This is a genomic window from Streptomyces sp. NEAU-174, assembly GCF_052665095.1.
In genome coordinates this window covers 126,437-145,689 of the sequence record NZ_JBQTCE010000017.1, presented here as the reverse complement: position 1 = coordinate 145,689, position 19,253 = coordinate 126,437, and the positions used below count along the sequence as shown (strand labels likewise).

The 19,253-nt window shown below is 71.9% G+C and carries 19 protein-coding genes; 11 read left to right on the top strand and 8 right to left on the bottom strand.

Annotated elements, in window-relative coordinates; all coding sequences use genetic code 11:
- The first annotated feature begins 31 nt into the window (after nt 1-31).
- From ACT2CW_RS38770 to ACT2CW_RS38760, 3 genes are all read left to right on the top strand, one after another.
- Entirely contained in the window at nt 32-613 is a 582-nt protein-coding gene (locus tag ACT2CW_RS38770) for a MarR family winged helix-turn-helix transcriptional regulator (protein WP_445519993.1), read from the top strand.
- Complete coding sequence (locus ACT2CW_RS38765; protein WP_445519992.1) at nt 606-1,613, top strand: EamA family transporter; 1,008 nt, start codon at nt 606-608, stop codon at nt 1,611-1,613. The genes ACT2CW_RS38770 and ACT2CW_RS38765 overlap by 8 nt, the downstream gene beginning before the upstream one ends.
- Nucleotides 1,614-2,464: 851 nt before the next feature.
- Nucleotides 2,465-3,490: a dipeptidase gene (locus tag ACT2CW_RS38760; protein WP_414084843.1), complete on the top strand. Its 1,026-nt coding sequence runs from the start codon at nt 2,465-2,467 to the stop codon at nt 3,488-3,490.
- 24 nt (nt 3,491-3,514) lie between these two features.
- Here the strand turns inward: ACT2CW_RS38760 and ACT2CW_RS38755 are convergent, their stop codons facing one another.
- Together ACT2CW_RS38755 and ACT2CW_RS38750 are read right to left on the bottom strand one after the other, a co-directional pair.
- Nucleotides 3,515-4,318: an alpha/beta fold hydrolase gene (locus tag ACT2CW_RS38755; RefSeq protein WP_445519991.1), complete on the bottom strand. Its 804-nt coding sequence runs from the start codon at nt 4,316-4,318 to the stop codon at nt 3,515-3,517.
- Complete coding sequence (locus ACT2CW_RS38750) at nt 4,315-5,541, bottom strand: FAD-dependent oxidoreductase (RefSeq protein WP_445519990.1); 1,227 nt, start codon at nt 5,539-5,541, stop codon at nt 4,315-4,317. The genes ACT2CW_RS38755 and ACT2CW_RS38750 overlap by 4 nt, the downstream gene beginning before the upstream one ends.
- 139 nt (nt 5,542-5,680) lie before the next feature.
- Between ACT2CW_RS38750 and ACT2CW_RS38745 the strand changes: the two genes are divergently transcribed.
- Nucleotides 5,681-6,454, top strand: coding sequence for a TetR/AcrR family transcriptional regulator (locus ACT2CW_RS38745; protein ID WP_445519989.1), 774 nt, complete (start codon nt 5,681-5,683; stop codon nt 6,452-6,454).
- Nucleotides 6,455-6,495: 41 nt separating this feature from the next.
- Here the strand turns inward: ACT2CW_RS38745 and ACT2CW_RS38740 are convergent, their stop codons facing one another.
- The 4 genes from ACT2CW_RS38740 to ACT2CW_RS38725 all read right to left on the bottom strand — a co-directional run bounded on the left by ACT2CW_RS38740 (nt 6,496) and on the right by ACT2CW_RS38725 (nt 9,262).
- Nucleotides 6,496-7,275: a fibronectin type III domain-containing protein gene (locus ACT2CW_RS38740; protein WP_445519988.1), complete on the bottom strand. Its 780-nt coding sequence runs from the start codon at nt 7,273-7,275 to the stop codon at nt 6,496-6,498.
- Nucleotides 7,272-7,880: a hypothetical protein gene (locus tag ACT2CW_RS38735; RefSeq protein ID WP_445519987.1), complete on the bottom strand. Its 609-nt coding sequence runs from the start codon at nt 7,878-7,880 to the stop codon at nt 7,272-7,274. The genes ACT2CW_RS38740 and ACT2CW_RS38735 overlap by 4 nt, the downstream gene beginning before the upstream one ends.
- 12 nt (nt 7,881-7,892) lie before the next feature.
- On the bottom strand, nt 7,893-8,606 hold the full coding sequence (locus tag ACT2CW_RS38730) for a polysaccharide lyase family 7 protein (RefSeq protein WP_250853304.1): 714 nt from the start codon (nt 8,604-8,606) through the stop codon (nt 7,893-7,895).
- A gap of 137 nt (nt 8,607-8,743) precedes the next feature.
- Entirely contained in the window at nt 8,744-9,262 is a 519-nt protein-coding gene (locus tag ACT2CW_RS38725; RefSeq protein ID WP_445519986.1) for a GNAT family N-acetyltransferase, read from the bottom strand.
- Nucleotides 9,263-9,497: 235 nt separating this feature from the next.
- On the opposite strand from ACT2CW_RS38725, the gene ACT2CW_RS38720 reads away from it, so the two are divergent.
- From ACT2CW_RS38720 to ACT2CW_RS38695, 6 genes are all read left to right on the top strand, one after another.
- Nucleotides 9,498-12,080 (top strand): SpoIIE family protein phosphatase, encoded by a 2,583-nt coding sequence (locus ACT2CW_RS38720; protein ID WP_445519985.1) that lies wholly within the window; start codon nt 9,498-9,500, stop codon nt 12,078-12,080.
- Nucleotides 12,077-13,318 (top strand): sugar ABC transporter substrate-binding protein, encoded by a 1,242-nt coding sequence (locus ACT2CW_RS38715; RefSeq protein ID WP_445519984.1) that lies wholly within the window; start codon nt 12,077-12,079, stop codon nt 13,316-13,318. The genes ACT2CW_RS38720 and ACT2CW_RS38715 overlap by 4 nt, the downstream gene beginning before the upstream one ends.
- A 12-nt stretch (nt 13,319-13,330) precedes the next feature.
- Nucleotides 13,331-14,113 carry an ATP-binding cassette domain-containing protein gene (locus ACT2CW_RS38710; RefSeq protein ID WP_164432180.1) on the top strand — a complete coding sequence of 261 codons (783 nt, stop codon included), beginning with the start codon at nt 13,331-13,333 and terminating at the stop codon, nt 14,111-14,113.
- Nucleotides 14,110-15,321 (top strand): sugar ABC transporter permease, encoded by a 1,212-nt coding sequence (locus ACT2CW_RS38705; RefSeq protein WP_445519983.1) that lies wholly within the window; start codon nt 14,110-14,112, stop codon nt 15,319-15,321. Before ACT2CW_RS38710 ends, ACT2CW_RS38705 begins: the two co-directional genes overlap by 4 nt.
- 458 nt (nt 15,322-15,779) lie before the next feature.
- A complete protein-coding gene (locus tag ACT2CW_RS38700) occupies nt 15,780-16,367 on the top strand; it encodes a DUF5819 family protein (RefSeq protein WP_445519982.1) in 588 nt (195 codons plus the stop codon).
- Between the two features lies 1 nt (nt 16,368).
- Nucleotides 16,369-17,547, top strand: a complete 1,179-nt coding sequence (locus tag ACT2CW_RS38695) for an HTTM domain-containing protein (protein ID WP_445519981.1) — start codon at nt 16,369-16,371, stop codon at nt 17,545-17,547.
- Here the strand turns inward: ACT2CW_RS38695 and ACT2CW_RS38690 are convergent.
- Complete coding sequence (locus ACT2CW_RS38690) at nt 17,507-17,749, bottom strand: DUF397 domain-containing protein (RefSeq protein ID WP_445519980.1); 243 nt, start codon at nt 17,747-17,749, stop codon at nt 17,507-17,509. The two genes, ACT2CW_RS38695 and ACT2CW_RS38690, sit on opposite strands and share 41 nt — an antisense overlap.
- Complete coding sequence (locus ACT2CW_RS38685; protein ID WP_199336063.1) at nt 17,746-18,594, bottom strand: helix-turn-helix domain-containing protein; 849 nt, start codon at nt 18,592-18,594, stop codon at nt 17,746-17,748. The genes ACT2CW_RS38690 and ACT2CW_RS38685 overlap by 4 nt, the downstream gene beginning before the upstream one ends.
- A gap of 93 nt (nt 18,595-18,687) precedes the next feature.
- On the opposite strand from ACT2CW_RS38685, the gene ACT2CW_RS38680 reads away from it, so the two are divergent.
- On the top strand, nt 18,688-19,101 hold the full coding sequence (locus ACT2CW_RS38680; protein ID WP_445519979.1) for an ATP-binding protein: 414 nt from the start codon (nt 18,688-18,690) through the stop codon (nt 19,099-19,101).
- Nucleotides 19,102-19,253 lie beyond the last annotated feature (152 nt).

Genomic DNA, 19,253 nt, shown 5'->3' with positions numbered 1-19,253 from the left:
GGAATCAGCTGTGTCTGGGTATGCATGACTCATGCATGATGAGAGGGAGCGCGTAGCGAATCTGCTGGGGGCCACGGCGCTGGCGATCACCGACGATCTGCTCAGCGCCCCGGCCGCCGCGTCCCGCCTGAGCATGAGCGCGGCCGCCGCGCTGATCGTGCTCCGCGCCGACCCCGGGGTGAGCGTGACCGAACTCGGCCGCCGGGTCGGGCTGACCCAGTCCGCGGCGGTGCGGATGGTCGACGGGCTGGAGCGGGACGCCCTGGTCGAGCGGCGCCGTACGATCGGCAACTGGACCGGGGTCCACCCCACCGCCAAGGGCCGGCGGACCGCGGGCCGGCTGCTCACCTCGCGGACCTCCCGGCTCACCGGGGTGCTGGACGGCCTCGGCGAGGCGGAGGTCCGTGACCTCGGCGCACTGCTGGCCACGCTGCTCGACGGGCTCTACCAGGGCAGCGGCTCGGCCGACCGGATCTGCCGGCTGTGCGACCGGACCGCCTGCACCCCGGACGGCGTGGAGTGCCCGGTCGGGGCCGCGGACCGGGCGGCCGCCCGGACGGCGGCCGAGGACGGGGCCCGTACGGACCATACGGACCGCACGGACCATGGGTGAGCTGCTGGCCGTCGCCTCGGCGCTCTGCTTCGGCACCACCCACTTCCTGAGCGGGCTGGTCTCGCGCGACCGGCACGGGGTGACGGTCGCGGCCTGCGCCCAGGCGGGCGGCACGGTGGTCAGCCTGGTCCCGGTACTGCTCACCACCCATGGCGCCAACGCCCCGCCGTCGGCCCTGGGCTGGGGCGCGCTCTCGGGGCTCGGCACCGGGGTGGGCGTGGCGTGCCTCTACTGGTCGATGAACCAGGGGCCGATGAGCGTCGTGGTGCCGGTCAGCGACGTCACGGCGGTAGGCCTGCCGGTACTGGCCGGAATCACCCTCCTAGGCGACCGCCCCTCGCCCCCGGCGCTCACCGGAATCGCACTGGGCCTGCCGGCGCTGTGGCTGGTCTCGCGGGGCGAGCGGGGTGGGCCGGGTGAGTTGGGTGAGCGGGGCGAGCTGGGCGAGCGGGGTGAGCCGAGCGAGCTGGGCCAGCTGGGTGAGCCGCACGGGCCGCACGGGCTGCACGGGCCGCACGGGCCGCACGGGCCACGCGGGCCACGCGGGCCGCACGAGCCACGGCCGGGGCACGGCCGGGGCACCGACCGGTCGCGCGCGGCCGTCGTCCTGGCGCTGGTCGCCGGTGTGGGCCTGGCGCTGCACTTCTTCGCCCTCGCCCGGATACCGACCTCGGCCGGATGGTGGCCGGTGGTGGTCAGCCGGGCCGTGTCGGTGGCCGTCATCCTGGCGCTGTTCCCCGCGACCGGCGCCTCCTTGCGGCTGCCTCGCCGCGCGGCCGCCGTGGCGGCGGTGGCGGGCGGGCTCGGCACCCTGGCGACGATCCTCTATCTGCTCGCCACCCGGCAGGAGTTGCTGTCCGTCGCGGTGGTGCTGTCCGCGCTCTATCCGGCGGTGCCGGTGCTGCTCGCGCTGACGTTCCTACGGGAGCGAATCACCCGGCCCCAGGCCGTCGGCCTGCTCGGCGCGGGGCTGGCGATCGGGCTGATCGCCCTCAACTGACGGCGTACCGCCGGTCCGCCAACGACGGCTGCGCTGCTCCCCTCCCCGCCCCTTCCCGACACCTGACGATTTGCGGCTCCGCCGCGCGGGGGGCTCCGCCCCAGCCCCCGAAACCGGGGCTCCGCGCCAGACTCGGAGACCGGGGCTCCGCCCCAGGCCCCGAAATGGGGGCTCGTCCCGGACCCCGGGACCGGGACTTTGCCCCAGATCTCGGACCAGGGCTCCGCGCCAGACCCGGAGACCGGGGCTCTGCCCCGGACCTCGAGATCGGGGCTTCGCGCCAGACCCCGGCCCGGGACTCCGACCCAGTCCCCGAAACCGGGCTCTGCCCCCCCCGGCTCCTGAGACCGGGGCTCCGCCCCAGCCCCTGGGACCGGGGCTCTGTCCCGGACCCCGGGACCGGGGCTTTGTCCCGGACCCCGAGATCAGGGCTTCGCGCCGGACCCCGGGTCGGGGCTCCGCGCCAGGCCCCGGGTCGGGGCTCCGCGCCGGACCCCGAGACCGCGGCTCTGCCCAAGGCCCGGGACCGGAGCTTCGCGCCAGGCCCGGAGATCGGGGCTTCGCCCCGGACCCCGGGTCGGGGCTCCGCGCCAGCCCCCGGGCCGGGGCTCTGCCCCTTCCGCGGCATCGATATGCGGCTCCGCCGCGTGGCAGGGGCACCGGCCCTAACTTCGGGGTCCAGGGGCGGAGCCCCTGGTATCGGGAAGGGGCGGGGAGGGGAAAGACCCGCCGGACACCCCCGCCCCGCGAAAACCCGTGGACCAACGCACCGCCCATACGCCACGATGACCGCCGCCACCCCCGCCCGCCCCCCGGGGGGTCCGCTCACACGAAAGGCCACCGTCGTCCGTATGAGCAGTGCACTCCACCACCGCGCCGTCGTCGCCGACGCCCACAACGACCTGCTGATCGCCGTCACCGCCCGCCCGCCGCACCGCTGGGCGGGGTACTTCCGGGAGCGCTGGCTGCCGCAGTTGCGCGACGGCGGGGTGGATCTCCAGGTGCTGCCGGTCTTCATCGACGACCAGTTCCGCCCCGAGGGCGCACTGCGCGAGACGCTGCGCATGATCGAGTGCGCCCACACCCTCGCCGAGGGCAACGCCGACGAGGTACGGCTGTGCCTGGACGGGGACGACATCGACGCCGCGCTCGCCGACGGCCGGATCGCCCTGGTGCTGGCCCTGGAGAGCGCCCCCGGGCTGGACGCCAACGTCGAGCTCCTCCCGACCCTCCACCGTCTCGGGGTGCGTATCGCCTCGCTCGCCCACTGGGGGCGCACCGCCCTGGCCGACGGCAGCGGTGAGGACGCCACCGGCAGCCGGCTCACCGAGGCCGGGGTCCAGGCGCTGAAGGAGATGGAGCGCCTGGGCATCCTCTTCGACGTCTCCCATCTCGGCGCCTCCGGGGTGGCCCATGTGCTGGAGCTGGCCACCCGCCCCGTGCTGGCCACCCACTCCTCCGCCCGCGCCCTGCTGGACCACCATCGCAACCTCACCGACGAGCAGTTGCGCGGGATCGCGGCCACCGGCGGCACGGTGTGCGTCAACTTCCTCGGCGAGTTCCTGGCCACCGACCCGGCCGACCGCACGGTCGACCGGCTGGCCGATCACATCGTCCACATCGCCGAGGTGATCGGCGTAGGCCATGTGGGTCTGGGGCCGGACTTCATCAAAGAGGTCAGCGCGGACACCACCCCGCCCTGCTGCGAGGACGTCGAGTACGCCCGGCTGGTGGTCCCCGGCCTCGAAGGCCCCCGCGGACTGCCTCTGGTGACCGAGGCGCTGCTCCGAAGGGGCCTTCCGGAGGCGGACATCGAGAAGATCCTCGGCGGCAATGTGCTGGAGCTCTTCCGCAAGGAGCTGGGCCGCCCCAGCTGAGACGCCCCAGCTGAGATGTGGCGCCTACCGCCCGGCGGCGCCCAGGAACGCGTCGATCGCGGCGAACGTGGCCTCCGGGGCCTCCCGGGTGGGCAGGTGCCCCGCGCCCGGGATCAGCTCGAAGCGCGCCCCGGGGATGGCGGCGGCGTACGCGCGGCCGTAGTCGGGCGGGACGACGGTGTCGTTCTCGCCCCACACCGCGAGAGCGGGCACCGTCACCCGGGCGAGCCGGTGCAGCAGCTTCGGATCGGACTTCGTCGCCCCGGCGTAGGCCGCCAACGCCTGGAGCGCCGCAGGCGAGGGCCCCCGGCGCGGGGCCGCTGCGCCGGAGCCCTGCCCCGGCCCGGAGCCCTGGGCGGGCCCGGAGCCTTCCCCGGGCCCGGAACCCTCACCCGGCGGCGGGCCGGGCGGGGGCGTGGGGAATCGCACCTCGTGCCCCTCGAGCCGCGGACCGAACGCGCCCATGACGACCAACCCGCCGATGCGGCGGCCCCGGTCGCGTACGGCCATCTCCGCGGCGATCCAGCCGCCGAACGAGCTGCCGAGGACCAGAACATCGCGCAGATCGCGGTCGTCCAGCAGATCCAGATACGTCTCGACGAGGTCGCCCACGCTCGCGAACCACTCGGGGCGCGGGGTGTCCTCCCAGCCCGGGTGGGTCGGCGCCAGCACCCGGGAGGTGGCGGCGAAGTGGTCCACCACGCCGTTCACACTGGCGGGTCCCGCGCCGCCGTGCAGGACGAGCACCGGGCGGCCCGCGCCCACGTCCCGCACCGTCAGGGGCAGACCGGGGTAGGGCTCAACAATCAATTCCGTGGGCGTGCTCATCGGTCCGCACCTCCGGCGGTCATCGTGGTGAAGGCGTCCCGCAGGATCCGCAGGGCGTCCGGTTGGAAGAAGTCGACGAGGTGGACGGCCGATTGCGTGGCCGCCACCTCCGCGCGCGGGAACATGGCTGTCTCGTAGGCGTGCAGTGCCGTCTCCAGGTCGTCGTGGGCGGCCAGGGCGAGGGCGAGTTCCGCGCCGTCGAGCATGGCGAGGTTGGCGCCCGCCCCGGCGAAGGGGGACATCAGATGGGCGGCGTCGCCCAGGAGCGTGACGCCGGGCAGCCGGTCCCAGCGGTGGCCGATGGGCAGGGCGTGGATGGGCCGGGGGACGAGCGGGCCGTCGCTGTCGGCGATCAGCGCGCGCAGCCCCTCGTCCCAGTCGGGGAAGAGGTCCAACAGCTGCTTCCTGGTCGCCGCCGGTTCCGCCGGGTGCGCAGGGTCCGCCGGGTCGACGAGGCCCGAACGGCTCCACTCCTCCGGCGCCTTGACCGCGGCGTAGACGCGAATCCGGCCGCCGCCGTTGCGCTGGGCGAACAGCCCCTTCTCGTCCGCGAGGGCGAACATCGAGCCCCGGCCCACGAGTTCGGCCACGGCCGGGTGCCGGGTGTCCACGTCGTTCAGGAGACCGTCGACGAATGACACCCCGGTGTAGACCGGATCGGCGTCGGACAGCAGGGGCCGGACCCTGGACCACGCCCCGTCCGCGCCGACCAGCACATCCGCCTCGACGGTCGTGCCATCAGCCAGGGTGAGCGCGGGTCGCCCCGCCGCGCCGAGGGCGGCCGCCTTGACCTTCTGGCCCCAGCGGACCGTCCCCTCCGGCAGCGAGCCCAGCAGCAGCTCCTTCAGCACCCTGCGGTCGATCTCGGGACGGTCGTTGCCGTCACCGTCCCGCGGCGGGGGGATGTGGAAGCCGACGTCGGCGTGCTTGCCGAGCAGCCGCAGCTCCCCGCCCTCGGGGCGGCTCAGCGGCCGGAACTCCTCGAGCAGCCCGGCGTGCAGCAGCGCCCGCTGGCCGGACTCCTCGTCCAGGTCCAGCGTGCCGCCCTGGTCGCGTGCGGTCGCCGACGCGTCCAGCTCGTAGACGGTCGAGGGGATGCCGTGGACGTGCAGGACGCGCGCCAGCGTCAGCCCTCCCGGCCCCGCTCCGACGATGGCGATACGGCGGTCACGGCGCTCACGGCGGGTACGGCGCTCACGGCGCTCACGGCGTTGTGTGGACATGGCGATGGATGCCTCCCTGGGCCTGGGCCTCCCTGGCTCGGCGCGAATGCGCCGTGGATGGAGGGAGCGTAGGGCGACGAACATGTTCGTGGCAAACGCGTTCGTGACGAACATGTTCGCCGACCGGTACGATGGCGCCATGACAGCGCACCCCACCGCCCCGCGGAGCCGCCGGGAACGTCCGGCGAAACCGGCCCTGACCCGGGAAGGCATCATCGCCACCACGGTCGACCTCATGCGTACCGAGGGCCTGGAGCGGGTGACGATGCGCCGCCTGGCCAAGGAGCTGGACACCGGGCCGGCGTCGCTCTACGTCTACGTACGCAACATGGCGGAGCTGCACGCGGCCGTCCTGGACGAGCTCCTCGGCGCCGTCGATCTGAGCCCGGCGAAGGCGGACGGAGAGTGGCGCGACCGGCTGGTGCGGATCCTCACCTCGTACACCTCGGTGCTGTTCGAGTACCCCGGTCTCGCCCAGTCCGCCCTGGTGGCCCGCCCCTTCGGCAAGCACTATCTGAAGCTGCTGGAGGCGCTGCTGGCGCTGCTGGACGAGGGCGGCCTCGAGCCCGACCGGGCCGCGTGGCTGGTCGATCTGCTGCTCCAGTTCGCCACCGCGACCGCGGCCGAGCACGCCCACCGGGCCCCCGGCGACACCGCCCAGAGCGAGGCGGACTGGCAGGCGCTCGCCACGGTGGTGCGGGACGTCTCACCCCGGACCCATCCGCATATCGCCGCCCTCGGCCCGCGGCTGCTCTCCGGGTCCCCCCAGGACCGGCTGGCCTGGGGCTTCGACGTCCTCATCGCCGGGGCGCGGCACGCTCCGCTGCCTGAGGTGCTCGCCCCGTCCCCGGTGGACACCGAGGCCGCCGAGGCCAACGGGAGCACCGGGGACACCGGGAGCACCGGCGGTTGAGGCCACCGCGCTCAGCCGCGCTCACTCGCGTTCAGCCGCGCTCACCCGCGCCCGGCCGGCCGCTCGCCCGTAGTCATCCCGGCGATGTTGGAGCGCTCGCCGTACGTGAAGGGACGGACCCGGTAGGAGGCCCGCTTCTCGTTCGGCAGGGTGATCAGCCCGAAGGAGTTGATGTCCGGGTCGAGCACGGCGACGGGGTGGAAGGAGCTGCCGCCCCGGGGCCGGTCCTCCAGCAGATAGCCCCGCTCGCCCTCGGCGTGGTCGGTCCAGGTGAACCGGATGCCGTTGGCGTGCATGACGGTCGCGCGCAGATCGGTCGGGGTGGCCGACGGCCGCCGGACCGGGCTGGTGCGCACCCCCGCCCGCCGGATCGTGCGCGGCGGCGCCCACCTGTGCTCCTGGCGCTGCTCCGCCTTGGTGAACGACCCCTTGGGCAGGGTGACGTCGACCGCCCGGGACGCGGGTCCGTAGTACGGCCGCACCCGGTAGTAGAAGTGGGTCTTCGGGATCAGATCCGGGTGCCGGTAGGTGGTCTGGGTAAGCGGGGCGTAGGTGAGGATCGTCCAGGGCCCCCCGGGCTCGGTCGCGAACTCCACGATCCGCCCCGCGGCCCCCGGCGCCTTCCCGTGCCAGCTCAGCTCGGCGTCGACGGGGGAGACCCGGGCGACGCTGAGCACGGTCCCGGCCGTCCGGGTCCCGCGGGAGGCCTTCGCGGCGTTCGAGGCCTCCGGCGCGTCCGTGGACGCCGCACATCCGCCGATTCCGGAAAGCCCGGCGGCGACGAGAACCGCCGCCGCCAGGGCGCGTACCGAGCCGCTCACTTGCGCCAGAACTTCACGTTGCTCCACACCACCGTGGCCGGGCCGTTGCCGCTGCTGGTGCGGTACGCCCCGAACTTGTCGTAGAAGCTGCCGCCGGGGCTGTCCACGGTGTGCTTCAGCGAGCCGTTGATGTACGTACGGTGCTCCTTGCCCACCTGGTGCACCGTGTTGACGCGCACCGTGGCCCCGACCGTGCCCGCGTTGGACAGGGTGTCCCCGCCGTGCACGGCGTACAGCCGCCCGCCGCGCTCGACCGCGAGCATGAAGTACGGACCGGCGTCGCCGTCGGTGTCGTTGAACGTCTGCTTCAGGCTGATCCGGGTGCCGCCCATGCTGGTGACCCGGAAGTAGCCCTCGAACTGATGGGTCCCGCCGGTGTAGGTGTCATAGCGCCGCTCGGCCCGCTGGTCCCCGCTCGCGGTGGAGCAGGTGAGCTCGAAGGTGAGGTTGTCGACCTCTCCGCACCCGCGCTCCTGCACCTTGAACCCCGGGGACTCCGACGACCAGCCGCCCGGTTCGACCTCGGCGTGCGCGGCGCCCGGCGCCGCGAGCAGCAGTCCGCAGGCGGCGGACACCCCGGCGATCACACGGTGTTTCCTGGACACGGTCCCACCCCTCTACTTGACCCAATGGCGGATGTTGCGGAACCGGGCCTCGGCCCGGCCACTGCCGTGGTGGTAGACGCCGTTCTTGAAGTAGCGCGTGGCCGGTCCCCGGTCGTCGACCGTCAGCACCAGCTTGTCGTCGGCGTAGACCTGGATCTTTCCGGCGTCCGCGTCATGGGCCACCTTCAGGTTCCACCAGGTGTTGTAGATACCGGTCTTGATGACGGCGTCCGTATAGCGCTTGAGCGTCCCGCCGTTCGCGCTGGACGCGCGCAGCATGATGTCGGTGGCCGGTGTTCCGCTGGGGTGCTTGCCCCGCAGGATCTGCATGATGTCCGCGCCGTTCGTCCCGGACGGCACATACACATCGGCGTCCCACATGTGCTTCCCCGAGGAGTACTCCTGCTTCCACCGCATTTCGGTGCGCGGATCGGTGTCGCTGCCCTCTTCGAGCGGCTCGTCCGTGGAGTTCACCCACATGGTGTGGGTCTTCGTGCTCGAGTTGTAGCCGTAGCGCTCGCTCAGGTCGAGGTTCCACGGCTTGTGCATCGAGTATGTGAACGACGTCTGCGTCCATCCATCGGTCGGTGACGCCGCGGACTCCTTCGCCGCGGCCGTCCCTCCGGACGCGACTCCCGCCGACAGGACCCCGGCGAGCGCGGCGAACGCCAGGGCCGCCCTGAAGCGGGGGGAGCGTCTGGTGCGTCTGGTGCGTAATGCGGGCATATCGACCCACCTCCGGTCTGTTCCGTTCCCGTGTTGGATCATGGTCTAGACCAAGAGTCAAGGTAGGGCAGAGTCGATGGCGTGTCCATATCAATGAACAGAATTCACGACTGTGGTGGTGGGCGCGGTGGGCCGGGTCAACTCCGCCGCAGCGCCTTCACCATGACCAGCTCCCTGGTCACGCCGTCGGCCAGCAGCTCCCCCGGCTCCCGGGTGGCGGTGAAACCGTGCCGCTCGTAGAGGGCGATCGCCGGTGCGTTGCCCGGGAGCACCGCCAGCCGCAGCGCCGTGGCGCCCCTCCGCAGGGCCCAGGCCTCGACCGTCGCGATCAGCCGGCCGCCGACACCGTGGCCGCGCGCCTCGGGGCTGACCCAGACCGACCTCAGCTCCGGCGGCCGCCCGTCCCCGTCTCCATCCCCGTCCCCGACCCCGTCCCCGGGCATGCCGCTCGCCATCCCGACCGCCCGGCCGTCCAGCAGGGCCACGACGTGGTAGGCGTCCGGCAGCTCCAGCCGGGCGCGCCACCGCTCCTCGCCGCCGCGGTGCCAGTCGGCGAGCCGGGACTTGAAGGCGTGCGGCGCCTCGGCCAGCGCGGTCCGCCGGACGTCCCGCCACAGCGGCCAGTCGTCCGTCGTGACCACCCGCAGCCGCACCATGCCGCCCAGTCTCCCGCACCGCCGGGTCGCGGCCGAGCGCCGTCACCCCGAGGGGAGATGGCCTGGTTCACCCCGCTGTGCCATGCTTTGAGGAGAAGGCGCCATCCCTTTCGAGGGGGCGCGGCAGCGAAGGCCCCGCCGGTGGTCGTGACCGGTCGCCGCGCGGAGGCCGATCATGGGCCCGGGTACGCCCACGAGACCGGCGGTCCACGCACGGAGGCGGTGCAGGCGTGCTGTGACCGGGCATGTGCTGACGTTCACGGGGACCGCGTTGGTGGCTGTCTACGTGCTGGACGCGGAGGGTGTCGAGCTGCGGTTGGCCGAGACGGTGCGCGGCGCCGGACGGTCGTACGCGCTGCCGGCCCGCTATCCCCTCTCCGGGCGCTCGCCTGTCGCCGACGCCTTCCGCGCCGGGCGCCCCCTGTGGCTGACCCCCACCGAACTCGCCGCCTACGGCCCCATCGGGCCCACCACGCCCGAGACCCCCACCACGCCCGGCGTCTCGCTGGGGGCGCTGCCGCTCGGCGGGGACGGCAAGGGGCTGGGGTGTCTGGTGGTGGTGGACGAGGCACCCGGCGGGATCGACGCCGACCGCCGCGGCTTCATCGAGCTCTACGCCCACCATGTGGCCGCCGGGGTCGAGGCGGCCGGGCCGCAGGCGCTCACCCAGCGGCGACCCGAACTACCCGGCCTCACCCTGGACCGGCTGCGGGTCGGCTCGTTCGTCCTGCACCTCGACAGCGGGCGGCTGACCGCCGACACCCAGGTGCTCCATCTCTTCGGCATTCCCGGGGAGGACTTCGACGGACGGGTGGAGACCCTGCTGGCGGCCGCGGTCCCGGACGACATTCCCGCCCTGATGTCGGTCCTGGAGCCCGACCTGCTCACCTCCGGCACCGCACAGCAGGAGTTCCGGATCCGCCGGCCCAACGGGGAGCTGCGCTGGCTGGGCCTGCGCGCCCGGGTCGAGACGGGGGCGGACGGCACGCCCCGGCGCATGCTCGGCGTGATCGCGGAGACCTCGTATCTGCGGCCCACCGCCGACGAGGTGTCCCTGGTGCAGCGGCTGTCCGCCGCCCTGGCCGGGGCCACCACCGTCCGCGACGTGGGGCGGGCCGTGGTCGGCGCGCTGCGCGATCCGCTCGGGGCGGGCCGGCTCGCGGTCGCCGAGCTCCAGGCCGATCAGCTGGTGGTCGGCGTCCTCGCCCCCGCCGAACCGGCCGCCTGGCCCGAGGTGTGGCGCGCCGCCTGGCGCTCCGAATGGCCCGAGCCGCCCAGCCATGCCCTGCCCACGCTGGCGGAGGCGCTGCGGGAGGGGCAGGTCAGCATCTGGCCCGAGGGCGCCGATCTCGAACCCGGGCTCGCCGGTATGGGCCCCGGCGGCCTCGCCGTCCTCCCGCTCCCGGCGGACGGCCGGATCGTCGGCGTATGCCTGATCGGCTGGGAGGAGCGGCATGAGTTCGGCCCGGAGGAGCGCTCGCTGCTGACCGCGACCGCCGGTCTGGTGGGACAGGCCCTGGTGCGCGCCCACGCCCTGGACGCCGAGCACGAGCTGGCCACCATGCTCCAGCGCAGCCTGCTGCCCCGGAAGCTGCCGGAGCTGCCCGGCGGGGTGGCCGTCACCCGCTATCTGCCCGCGACGATGGGGCTGGAGGTGGGCGGCGACTGGTACGACGTCATCCCACTGCCGGACGGCCATGTGGCGCTGGTCATCGGCGATGTGCAGGGCCACAGCGCCGCGGCCGCCACGATCATGGGCCAGATGCGCACCGCCATCCGGGCCTACGCGGTGGAGGGCCACCCGCCCGATGTGGTCGTGGCGCACGCCAACCGCCTCCTCGTCGGCATGGAGACCGATCTCTTCGCGACCTGCTGCTACGCCGACCTCGACATGGAGGAGGGCGAGGCGTGGTTCGTCCGGGCCGGACACATCCAGCCGCTGCTGCGCCACCCGGACGGCACCACCGCGGAGCTCGACGTCGAGGGCGGCCCGCCGCTGGGCGTGGTCGCCGACGCCGAGTTCCCGATGACCGCGGCCGGGCTCTCCTCCGGCACCCTGATCGCCCTGCTCACCGACGGCCTGGTCGAGTCCGCCCGGCTCGACCTGGACGACGGGGTGCGCCGGGCCCGCCAGGCGCTCGGCCGCGCCGACCCGTCCGACCCCGGCGGGGTGGCGGACGCCCTGCTCGGCGGGGACAGCCGCCGGGACGACGACGTGGCGCTGCTGTTGCTGCGCTACGACGGGATGCGGGTACGGCCCACCCGGGCGAGCTGGACGGTGTGGCGGCTGCCCGACGCCGTGATGCACGCCCGCCGCTTCACCGCGCGCACCCTGCGCAACTGGGGGGTGGAGGCGGAGATGGACGTGGCCCTGCTGGTCACCTCCGAGCTGGTCACCAACGCCCTGGTGCACACCCGCGGCGAGGTGCGGCTGAATCTGACGCTGACCGCGGACCGGCTGCGGATCGCGGTGAACGACCCCTCGCCGCGTACCCCCGTCAAACCGACGACCGTGGACTGGGAGGCCACCGGCGGTCGGGGGCTGCTGCTGATCGAGGCGATGTCGCAGACCTGGGGCTCGGTGCCGCTGAGCGGGGGCAAGCAGGTCTGGGGCGAGATCAACTTGTCGTCCCCGCGGGAGGAGCCCCCGGGCGCGGCCCCTGAAGTGCCTCCGGACGTGCCCGCGGAAGGGCCCGCGGACCGGCCCTCGGCGGAGCTTCCGGAAGGCCCGGCCGACGCGGGACCCGGGGAACGGCCGGAGGGGGACGAGGGGGCTATGGGGAGGAAGGGGTCGAGAAGGAGGAGGGCGAGGCGATGAGCCGTTCCCGTGCGCGCTGGGCGATGAGCCGCTCCCGCACGCGTTCCCGGGCGCACCCCGCGGCCCGTTCCCGCACGCGTTCCCGCACCCGTTTCCCTACCCGCGATCGCCTCCGCGCGGCCGTCGCCGTCACGGTGGGCCTCGTCCTGACCGTGTCCCTCGCCGCCTGCGGCAAGGCGGCCCAGCTCGGCGAGACGATGAGCGTGGCCGGGACCCACCGCCACGGGCCCCTGCACATCGGCCTGCTGCTCCCGGAGAACGAGATCGTCCGTTTCGAGCGCTTCGACCGACCCCTGATCCAGCGGCGGGTCAAGGAGCTGTGCCCGCGCTGCACGGTGAGCTACTCCAGCGCCCAGCACGATCCGGCCGCCCAGCGCTTCCAGATCGAGGCCATGATCACCAACGGGATCGATGTGCTCATCCTGGACGCCGTGGACACCAAGGCCGTCCGTCACTCCGTGGTCCAGGCCCACCGCGCCCATGTCCCGGTCATCGCCTACGACCGCGTCGCGGAGGGGCCCATCGCCGGCTATGTCTCCTTCGACGGCGGAAGCGTCGGCAGGCTCCAGGGCGAGGCGCTGCTGAGGGCGCTCGGCCCGAAGGCCAGGAGCAGCCAGATCGTCATGATGAACGGCTCGTCGACCGACCCCAACGCGGGCTGGTTCGAACGGGGCGCGCGATCCGTCCTCCAGGGCAAGGTCAAGATCGCCAAGTCCTACGAGACCGTCGGCTGGCGCCCGGAGAACGCCAACCGCAACATGTCCGCCGCCATCGCCGTCCTTGGCCCCTACGGCATCGACGGCGTCCTCGCCGCCAACGACGGCCTGGCCTCGGGCGTCATCACCGCCCTCAAGGCGGCCCGGATCCATCCGATCCCCCCGGTCACCGGCCAGGACGCCGAGGTCGCGGGCATTCAGCGGATCCTCGCGGGCGAGCAGTACATGACCGTCTACAAGCCGTTCAAGCCCGAGGCCTACACCGCCGCGGAGATGGCCATCGCGGTGGGACACGGCCAGTCGCTCAGCAAGATCACCAAGCAGCGGGTCAACAGCGCGAGCGCCCGTGACATCCCCGCGGTGCTGCTCGAGCCGGTGGCCGTGACCGTGCACAACATCAAGAGCACCGTCATCAAGGACGGTCTGTATCGCGTCGATCAGATATGCACCAAGAAGTACGCGGATGACTGCCGCAAGGCCGGGCTCATCGACCGGGACGGCTCACCGCACGACGCGGAATGAAGGGAGGCGCGGATGGCCCGACCGTCGGCCCCGCCCCTGCTGGCGCTGAGTGGCGTCTTCAAGCGCTTCGGCGCGGTCCAGGCGCTCACGGACGTCGAGCTGGAGATCCACGCCGGTGAGGTCATCGCCCTGGTGGGCGACAACGGCGCGGGGAAGTCCACCCTGGTCAAGGTGATCGCGGGCGTCGAACCGGCCGACACGGGCACCCTCGAATGGCAGGGCCGTCCCATCCACATCGGCCGCCCGCACGACGCCCAGCACCTGGGGATCGCCACCGTCTACCAGGACCTCGCGCTCTGCGACAACCTCGACGTCGTCGGCAATCTCTTCCTCGGCCGCGAGATCACCCGGATCGGTGTCCTGGACGAGGTGGAGATGGAGCGCCGCACCCGCGATCTGCTGGCCACCCTCTCCATCCGCATCCCCGACGTCCGCAGGCCCGTCGCGTCCCTCTCCGGCGGCCAGCGGCAGACCGTCGCCATCTCCCGGGCGCTGCTCGGCGCACCGAACCTGGTGATGCTGGACGAGCCCACCGCCGCCCTCGGCATCGAGCAGACCGCCCAGGTCCTGGACCTGGTGGAGCGGCTGCGTGAGCGCGGGCTCGGGGTGCTGCTGATCAGCCACAACCTGGGCGACGTCAAGGCCGTGGCGGACTGGGTCGCGGTGCTGCGCCTGGGCCGTAACAACGGGTTCTTCGACGTCAACACCACCTCCCAGGAGCAGATCGTCTCCTCCATCACCGGCGCGTCCGACAACGCGGTCACGCGGCGCGTGGCGCGGGAGGGGGAGCTGTGAGCATCCCCGGCGGATCCGGCGCCCACGGCGCGGAGCGCTTCACCGACGTGTTCGGGCGCCGAATGGGCGGCGGTACGTTCAGCGCCGTCCCGGTCCTGCTCGGGCTGCTCGCGATCTGGATCACCTTTCAGGTCCTCAACCCGTACTTCCTCTCCCCGCGCAACCTCTCCAACCTCAGCGTGGACATCGTCGGCACCGGCATGATCGCGGTCGGCGTGATCTTCGTGCTGCTGATCGGCGAGATCGATCTGTCGGTGGGCTCGGTGAGCGGCCTGGCCTCCGCCCTGTTCGCCGTGTTGAACGTCAACTTCGGCATGCCCGAACCACCCGCCATCATCCTGGGCGTCCTCTGCGGTACGGCGGTCGGCTTCGTCCACGGCTTCTTCACGGCGGTGGTGGGCGTCCCCGCGTTCGTGGTCACCCTCGCCGGACTGCTGGGGTGGTACGGCCTGATGCTCTCCATCATGGGCGCGTACGGCACCATCAACCTCGACGATCAGGGCCTGGTCGCCCAGCTGACCAACTACTACTTCTCCGACGTCGCCGCCGCCTACGCCCTGGCGGCGGTCGGCACCGCCGGGTACTTCCTCACCGCCTGGCGCGACGTCAAGCGCCGTCGCGCCGCCGGAGTGCCCACCCGCGCCCCGGTCTGGATCGGCGCCCGCACGGGCGTGCTCGCGGTGCTCGCCTTCGCCGCCGCGTATGTGCTCAACCAGTTCCAGGGCCTGCCGCTCGCCGTCCTGATCTTCGTGATCGTCCTCGTCATCCTCGACTACGTCCTGCGCCGCACGGCCTACGGCCGGATGATCTTCGCCCTGGGCGGCGGCGTCGAGGCGGCCCGCCGCGCCGGGGTCAACGTGGCCTGGGTGCGCACCTCCGCGTTCATGATGTCGAGCACGATGGCCGCCATCGGCGGCCTCTTCCTGGCCTCCCGGATCAACTCGGTCAGCCAGACCTCGGTCTCCACCGACCTGCTGATGAACGCCATCGCCGCGGCCGTCATCGGCGGCACGAGCCTCTTCGGTGGCCGCGGCAGCACGTGGTCCGCGCTGCTGGGGGTGCTCGTCATCCAGTCGATCGCCTCGGGCGTGGCCCTCATGGACATCCAGACCGCCGTCCAATTCATGATCACCGGCGGTGTGCTGCTGCTGGCGGTCGTGATCGACACCTTGTCGCGTCGAGCGCAGCGGGCTCACGGCCGGGCCTGATTTCCGGCGCGGGTCCATTCGCACTAAGCCGTCGTGTCGTTCTTGCCGCTGATCGCGGCCGTTGGGCAGGCTGCGGATTTATCGAGCCTTTCGAGAGAGGTGGTCTGGTGAAGAGAGTTATTCGCCTATTGGTGCTGGGCACGTCCGTTGCCTGTGCCCTGGTTTTCGGTGGGGTCAACGCGGCACAGGCCCAGAAGTGGCCCATTCTTCCCAAGGAGCTCTTCGGCGGTGTTCCCGGCGCGGGGACGAATCAGAGCAATGAGTGCTCGACCAAATCGTCGCTCGGAGTCCCCGGAGAGACCGGGACCGGCGGAGGCAGCAGCAGCGCCGCCCAACCGGGCCCGCCCGGTGGATACGGATCCAATTGCCAGAACACTCGCGGCTAGGGGACCGTGTCCGTGGCCGACACGGGAGGGACCGGCACTGGCCGGTCCCTCCCGTCCCTCGTGGTTCTGACGGTGACCGCCGTCGTGTTGCTCGGTGCGGTGTGCTGGCACCTCGCCACACTCTTTCTGGCCGTTACGCCGGATAATCCGGTGAAGAATCGGTACGCACATATGATCAACGGGCATGTCTATCCGGAATTTCCGCAGGGCTGGCAGTTGTTCGCGCCCGAGCCACTCCATGAGAACGTCGCCATCGCGGCCAGGGTGCGGACCGCCGGTGCTTCCGGAAATCCCCGCACGGGGCAATGGTCCAACCTGACGGCTCAGGACATCGCGGCCGTCCGGCACAACCCCGCCCCAAGCCATGCGCATCAGAACATGCTGCGCCTGGCCTGGAGCTTCTATCGGAATTCCCACAGCCGGCGGGACGCTCCGATCGGTGTGCGGGGAATTCTCTTCGGCGAATACGTCAAGCGGATCGCACTTCAGCGCCTCGAGGGGCGACTGAGCGGTAAGCGGGTCGTCGCCGTGCAGGTGCGCGTCACCACCAGGCCGGTGGCCCCGCCCCGTTGGAGTGACCGGGCGTCGTCCGCGCAGAGTGCCCACCACCGCACCTTGCCGTGGTGGCCGGTGAAGGACCGGGACCGCAGGGGACTGTGACATGAGCATCGACCACCTCGGCCACCTCGGCCACCCCACGACGCGGCCCGCCACCGCTCCTTCGGCGGGCGCCGCCCATGGGCGATGGCGATGCCGGGAGGCGGCGGCGAGGCTGATCGCCTTCGCCTGCGATGCGCATGCGCGGTATCAGTGCGCCCTGTTCCGCATCGGCCTGAGCGGACTCGTCCTGGCCTATCTGCTGCGGGAATGGCCGCACCGCCGGGTGCTCTACGGGGACCGCAGCCCCTGGGCGCTGGACCTGGCGGCCCGCCTGGTCGCGGAGAACCACGCCTTCACCGTGCTCACCTGGAGCGCCGGACGCTGGTGGTTCGAATGCGTCTACCACGGCGCGATCCTGGTGGCGGCCCTGCTGATGCTCGGCTGGCGGACCCGCGCCACCTCGGTCCTCTTCCTGATCGCCGTTCTCTCGCTCCAGAACCGCAACCCGCTCATCGGGGACGGCGGGGACAACGTGATCGGCGTGATGGCCATCTACCTCGCCTTCACCCAATGCGGAACCGTCTGGTCCCTCGACGCCCGCCGCGCCCGCCGCAACCGCCGGGCCGGGCGCGTCGACCGGGCCGGGTTCGTGATGTGGCAGATCCTCGGAGTGGCCCTGCTGTGGGTGTCGGACGGCTTCCAGGGAACCGCCTGGGCGGCGGTCCTGTGGGCGGGCTGGGTCTGCCAGGGACTCTGGTACGCGGCCCGCCGATGGTCACGGGGAGCGTGGTCGCGCGAACTGCTCGACGCGGCCGCCACGATGCTGCACAACTGCGCGATGCTCGTGATCGCGGCCCAGATCTGTCTCATCTACGCCACGGCGGGCTGGTACAAGATCCAAGGCACCCGCTGGCAGGACGGCAGCGGGCTCCACTACGCCCTGCACCTCGACTACTTCAGCCCCTGGCCCGGCCTCGGCAGCCTGCTCGCGAGCCATATGCTCCTGATCGTCCTGCTGAGCTATGGGACCGTCGTGATGCAGGTCGCGTTCCCCTTCCTGCTCGGCTACCGACGCCTCAAGACCGCGCTGCTGGCGGTGATGATCCTCGAACACGCCGGAATCGCCGTCCTGCTCGGCCTGCCCTTCCTGTCGGCCGCGATGGTCGTCTGCGACGCGGTGTTCCTGCCGACGGCTCTGCTCAGGCCGTCGCGAAGGTCAGGAAGTCGGCCCAAGCGGTAGCGGCTATGCGGAGGTGGGGGCCGTCGGGGTTCTTGGAGTCCCGTATGTGGACGGTGGTGGGGGTGGGGGTGGTGGCGACCTCGACGCAATCGCCGCCGCTGGAATCGCTGTAGCTTGACTTGTGCCAGTCGTAGGCGACCTCGATGCAGTCGCCGCCGGTGTTGTCGCTGTAGCTGCTCTTGAACCACACGAGTCTGCTCATAACTCACCCATCAACTGCTCGATGAACACGACGGATTCCTCTGGCCCGAGAGCCTGGGACCTGATCATGGCATAGCGGCGAGCGAGGACCCCAACTTCGTCTGCCTTCGATACCAGGATGCTCTTGCCCTGACCCTCCAGATAGACAAGTGGCGTCTCCTCCGGGGTCTCGATCAGCTTCATCGGGCCGGGGAGTCCGGCGTGTCCGGCACGGCTCATCGGCATGACCTGGACGACGACATTGGGGCGAGCAGCACATTCGATGAGGTGCTCGTACTGCGGGCGCACGATCTCTGGCCCGCCAACTAAACGGCGCAACGCCGCCTCTTCGAGGACGACGCTCACCACTGCTACCGGCTTGCGATCGAGGAGCGCCTTGCGGTCCATACGAGCCGCAACCAGACGTTCCACCTCCTCCTCGTCGACCGGCGGAAATGCGTAGTCGAACAGCGCGCGGGCGTACTCCTTGGTCTGGAGCAAGCCGTCGATCAGGTGCGTGCAGTACGACGACACACTCAGCGCTTCCTGCTCCAGCTGTACGAAACCCTGGAAGTGAGCCGGATACCGCTCAAGCTTCAGGTACTTGATCGCAGAACGCAGTAGCCCGCCCGCGTCCAGTGCCTTCTCGGCCGCGTCGATGAACTCGTCGGTCGGCGGCTTCGCACACGTCTCGACGGCACTGACCGCCGACCCGGTGTAGTTCATGAGCGCACCGAGTTCATCCTGGGTCAGCCCCGCCCGTTCCCGCAGAAGCCGCAGGACAGCGGCGAAGTACTGCACGGTCGGCGGAGCGGAGTCCTTCTTCTTCGACTGGGCCACGCGGGCCACCCCCTCAACATCGGTCAACGCCAATCAACCTGCGTTCGACCGGAGTTGTCGGTCACCGCAGTCGACGCTCTGTTACTGGTGAAGGTAGCCGCCTGCACTGACAGTGGGAGGATGAACGCGGAAAGTCACGACGTAAACCCGCTCCATGGCTGGAAGCAGAGGTTTACGCCCGTCCCCCTGTCCATCCCCCACGCCCGCCGCGCCGCCGATGCCGCTCTCCGCGCCTGGGGCATGGACCGGAGCTCGGCGGGCCTGGTCCTCCTGGTCGTCTCCGAGCTGGCGACCAACGCCGTGCGCCATGGACGCGTACCGGGGCGGTACTTCGAGGTGCGTATCGCATACGACGCAGAAAAAATGGTCGGGATCGAGGTGTCCGACCCCCGCGAGGGGCACCCTGCCCTGGCGGACCCGACGCCGGACGACGAATCCGGACGCGGCCTGGCGATCGTGGACGCGCTGGCCGAGGCATGGGGTGTCCGGGAGCGTATCGTCGGCAAAACGGTCTGGGCCCGAATCCGCCTCTAGCGGTGCTCGGTTGGGCGCGGCGCCGTCTCGCGCCTTCGGCGCAGTTTGAGCATGGGTCGGGGGTGCCGGGGCCGGGGCCGCGTCGCCGGCCGCCGGGCCGGTGGGGGCGGGGCGAGTGGCGGCATCCGGGCTCGCGGGCCGGGGCCGATCCG

Excerpts from the sequence above, each read along its gene's own strand:
- ACT2CW_RS38770 (WP_445519993.1), top strand. The coding sequence starts at position 32 with ATGCATGATGAGAGGGAGCGCGTAGCGAATCTGCTGGGGGCCACGGCG.
- ACT2CW_RS38765 (WP_445519992.1), top strand. The coding sequence starts at position 606 with ATGGGTGAGCTGCTGGCCGTCGCCTCGGCGCTCTGCTTCGGCACCACC.
- ACT2CW_RS38760 (WP_414084843.1), top strand. The coding sequence starts at position 2,465 with ATGAGCAGTGCACTCCACCACCGCGCCGTCGTCGCCGACGCCCACAAC.
- ACT2CW_RS38755 (WP_445519991.1), bottom strand. The coding sequence starts at position 4,318 with ATGAGCACGCCCACGGAATTGATTGTTGAGCCCTACCCCGGTCTGCCC.
- ACT2CW_RS38750 (WP_445519990.1), bottom strand. The coding sequence starts at position 5,541 with ATGTCCACACAACGCCGTGAGCGCCGTGAGCGCCGTACCCGCCGTGAG.
- ACT2CW_RS38745 (WP_445519989.1), top strand. The coding sequence starts at position 5,681 with ATGACAGCGCACCCCACCGCCCCGCGGAGCCGCCGGGAACGTCCGGCG.
- ACT2CW_RS38730 (WP_250853304.1), bottom strand. The coding sequence starts at position 8,606 with ATGCCCGCATTACGCACCAGACGCACCAGACGCTCCCCCCGCTTCAGG.
- ACT2CW_RS38725 (WP_445519986.1), bottom strand. The coding sequence starts at position 9,262 with ATGGTGCGGCTGCGGGTGGTCACGACGGACGACTGGCCGCTGTGGCGG.
- ACT2CW_RS38715 (WP_445519984.1), top strand. The coding sequence starts at position 12,077 with ATGAGCCGTTCCCGTGCGCGCTGGGCGATGAGCCGCTCCCGCACGCGT.
- ACT2CW_RS38710 (WP_164432180.1), top strand. The coding sequence starts at position 13,331 with ATGGCCCGACCGTCGGCCCCGCCCCTGCTGGCGCTGAGTGGCGTCTTC.
- ACT2CW_RS38695 (WP_445519981.1), top strand. The coding sequence starts at position 16,369 with ATGAGCATCGACCACCTCGGCCACCTCGGCCACCCCACGACGCGGCCC.
- ACT2CW_RS38690 (WP_445519980.1), bottom strand. The coding sequence starts at position 17,749 with ATGAGCAGACTCGTGTGGTTCAAGAGCAGCTACAGCGACAACACCGGC.
- ACT2CW_RS38680 (WP_445519979.1), top strand. The coding sequence starts at position 18,688 with ATGAACGCGGAAAGTCACGACGTAAACCCGCTCCATGGCTGGAAGCAG.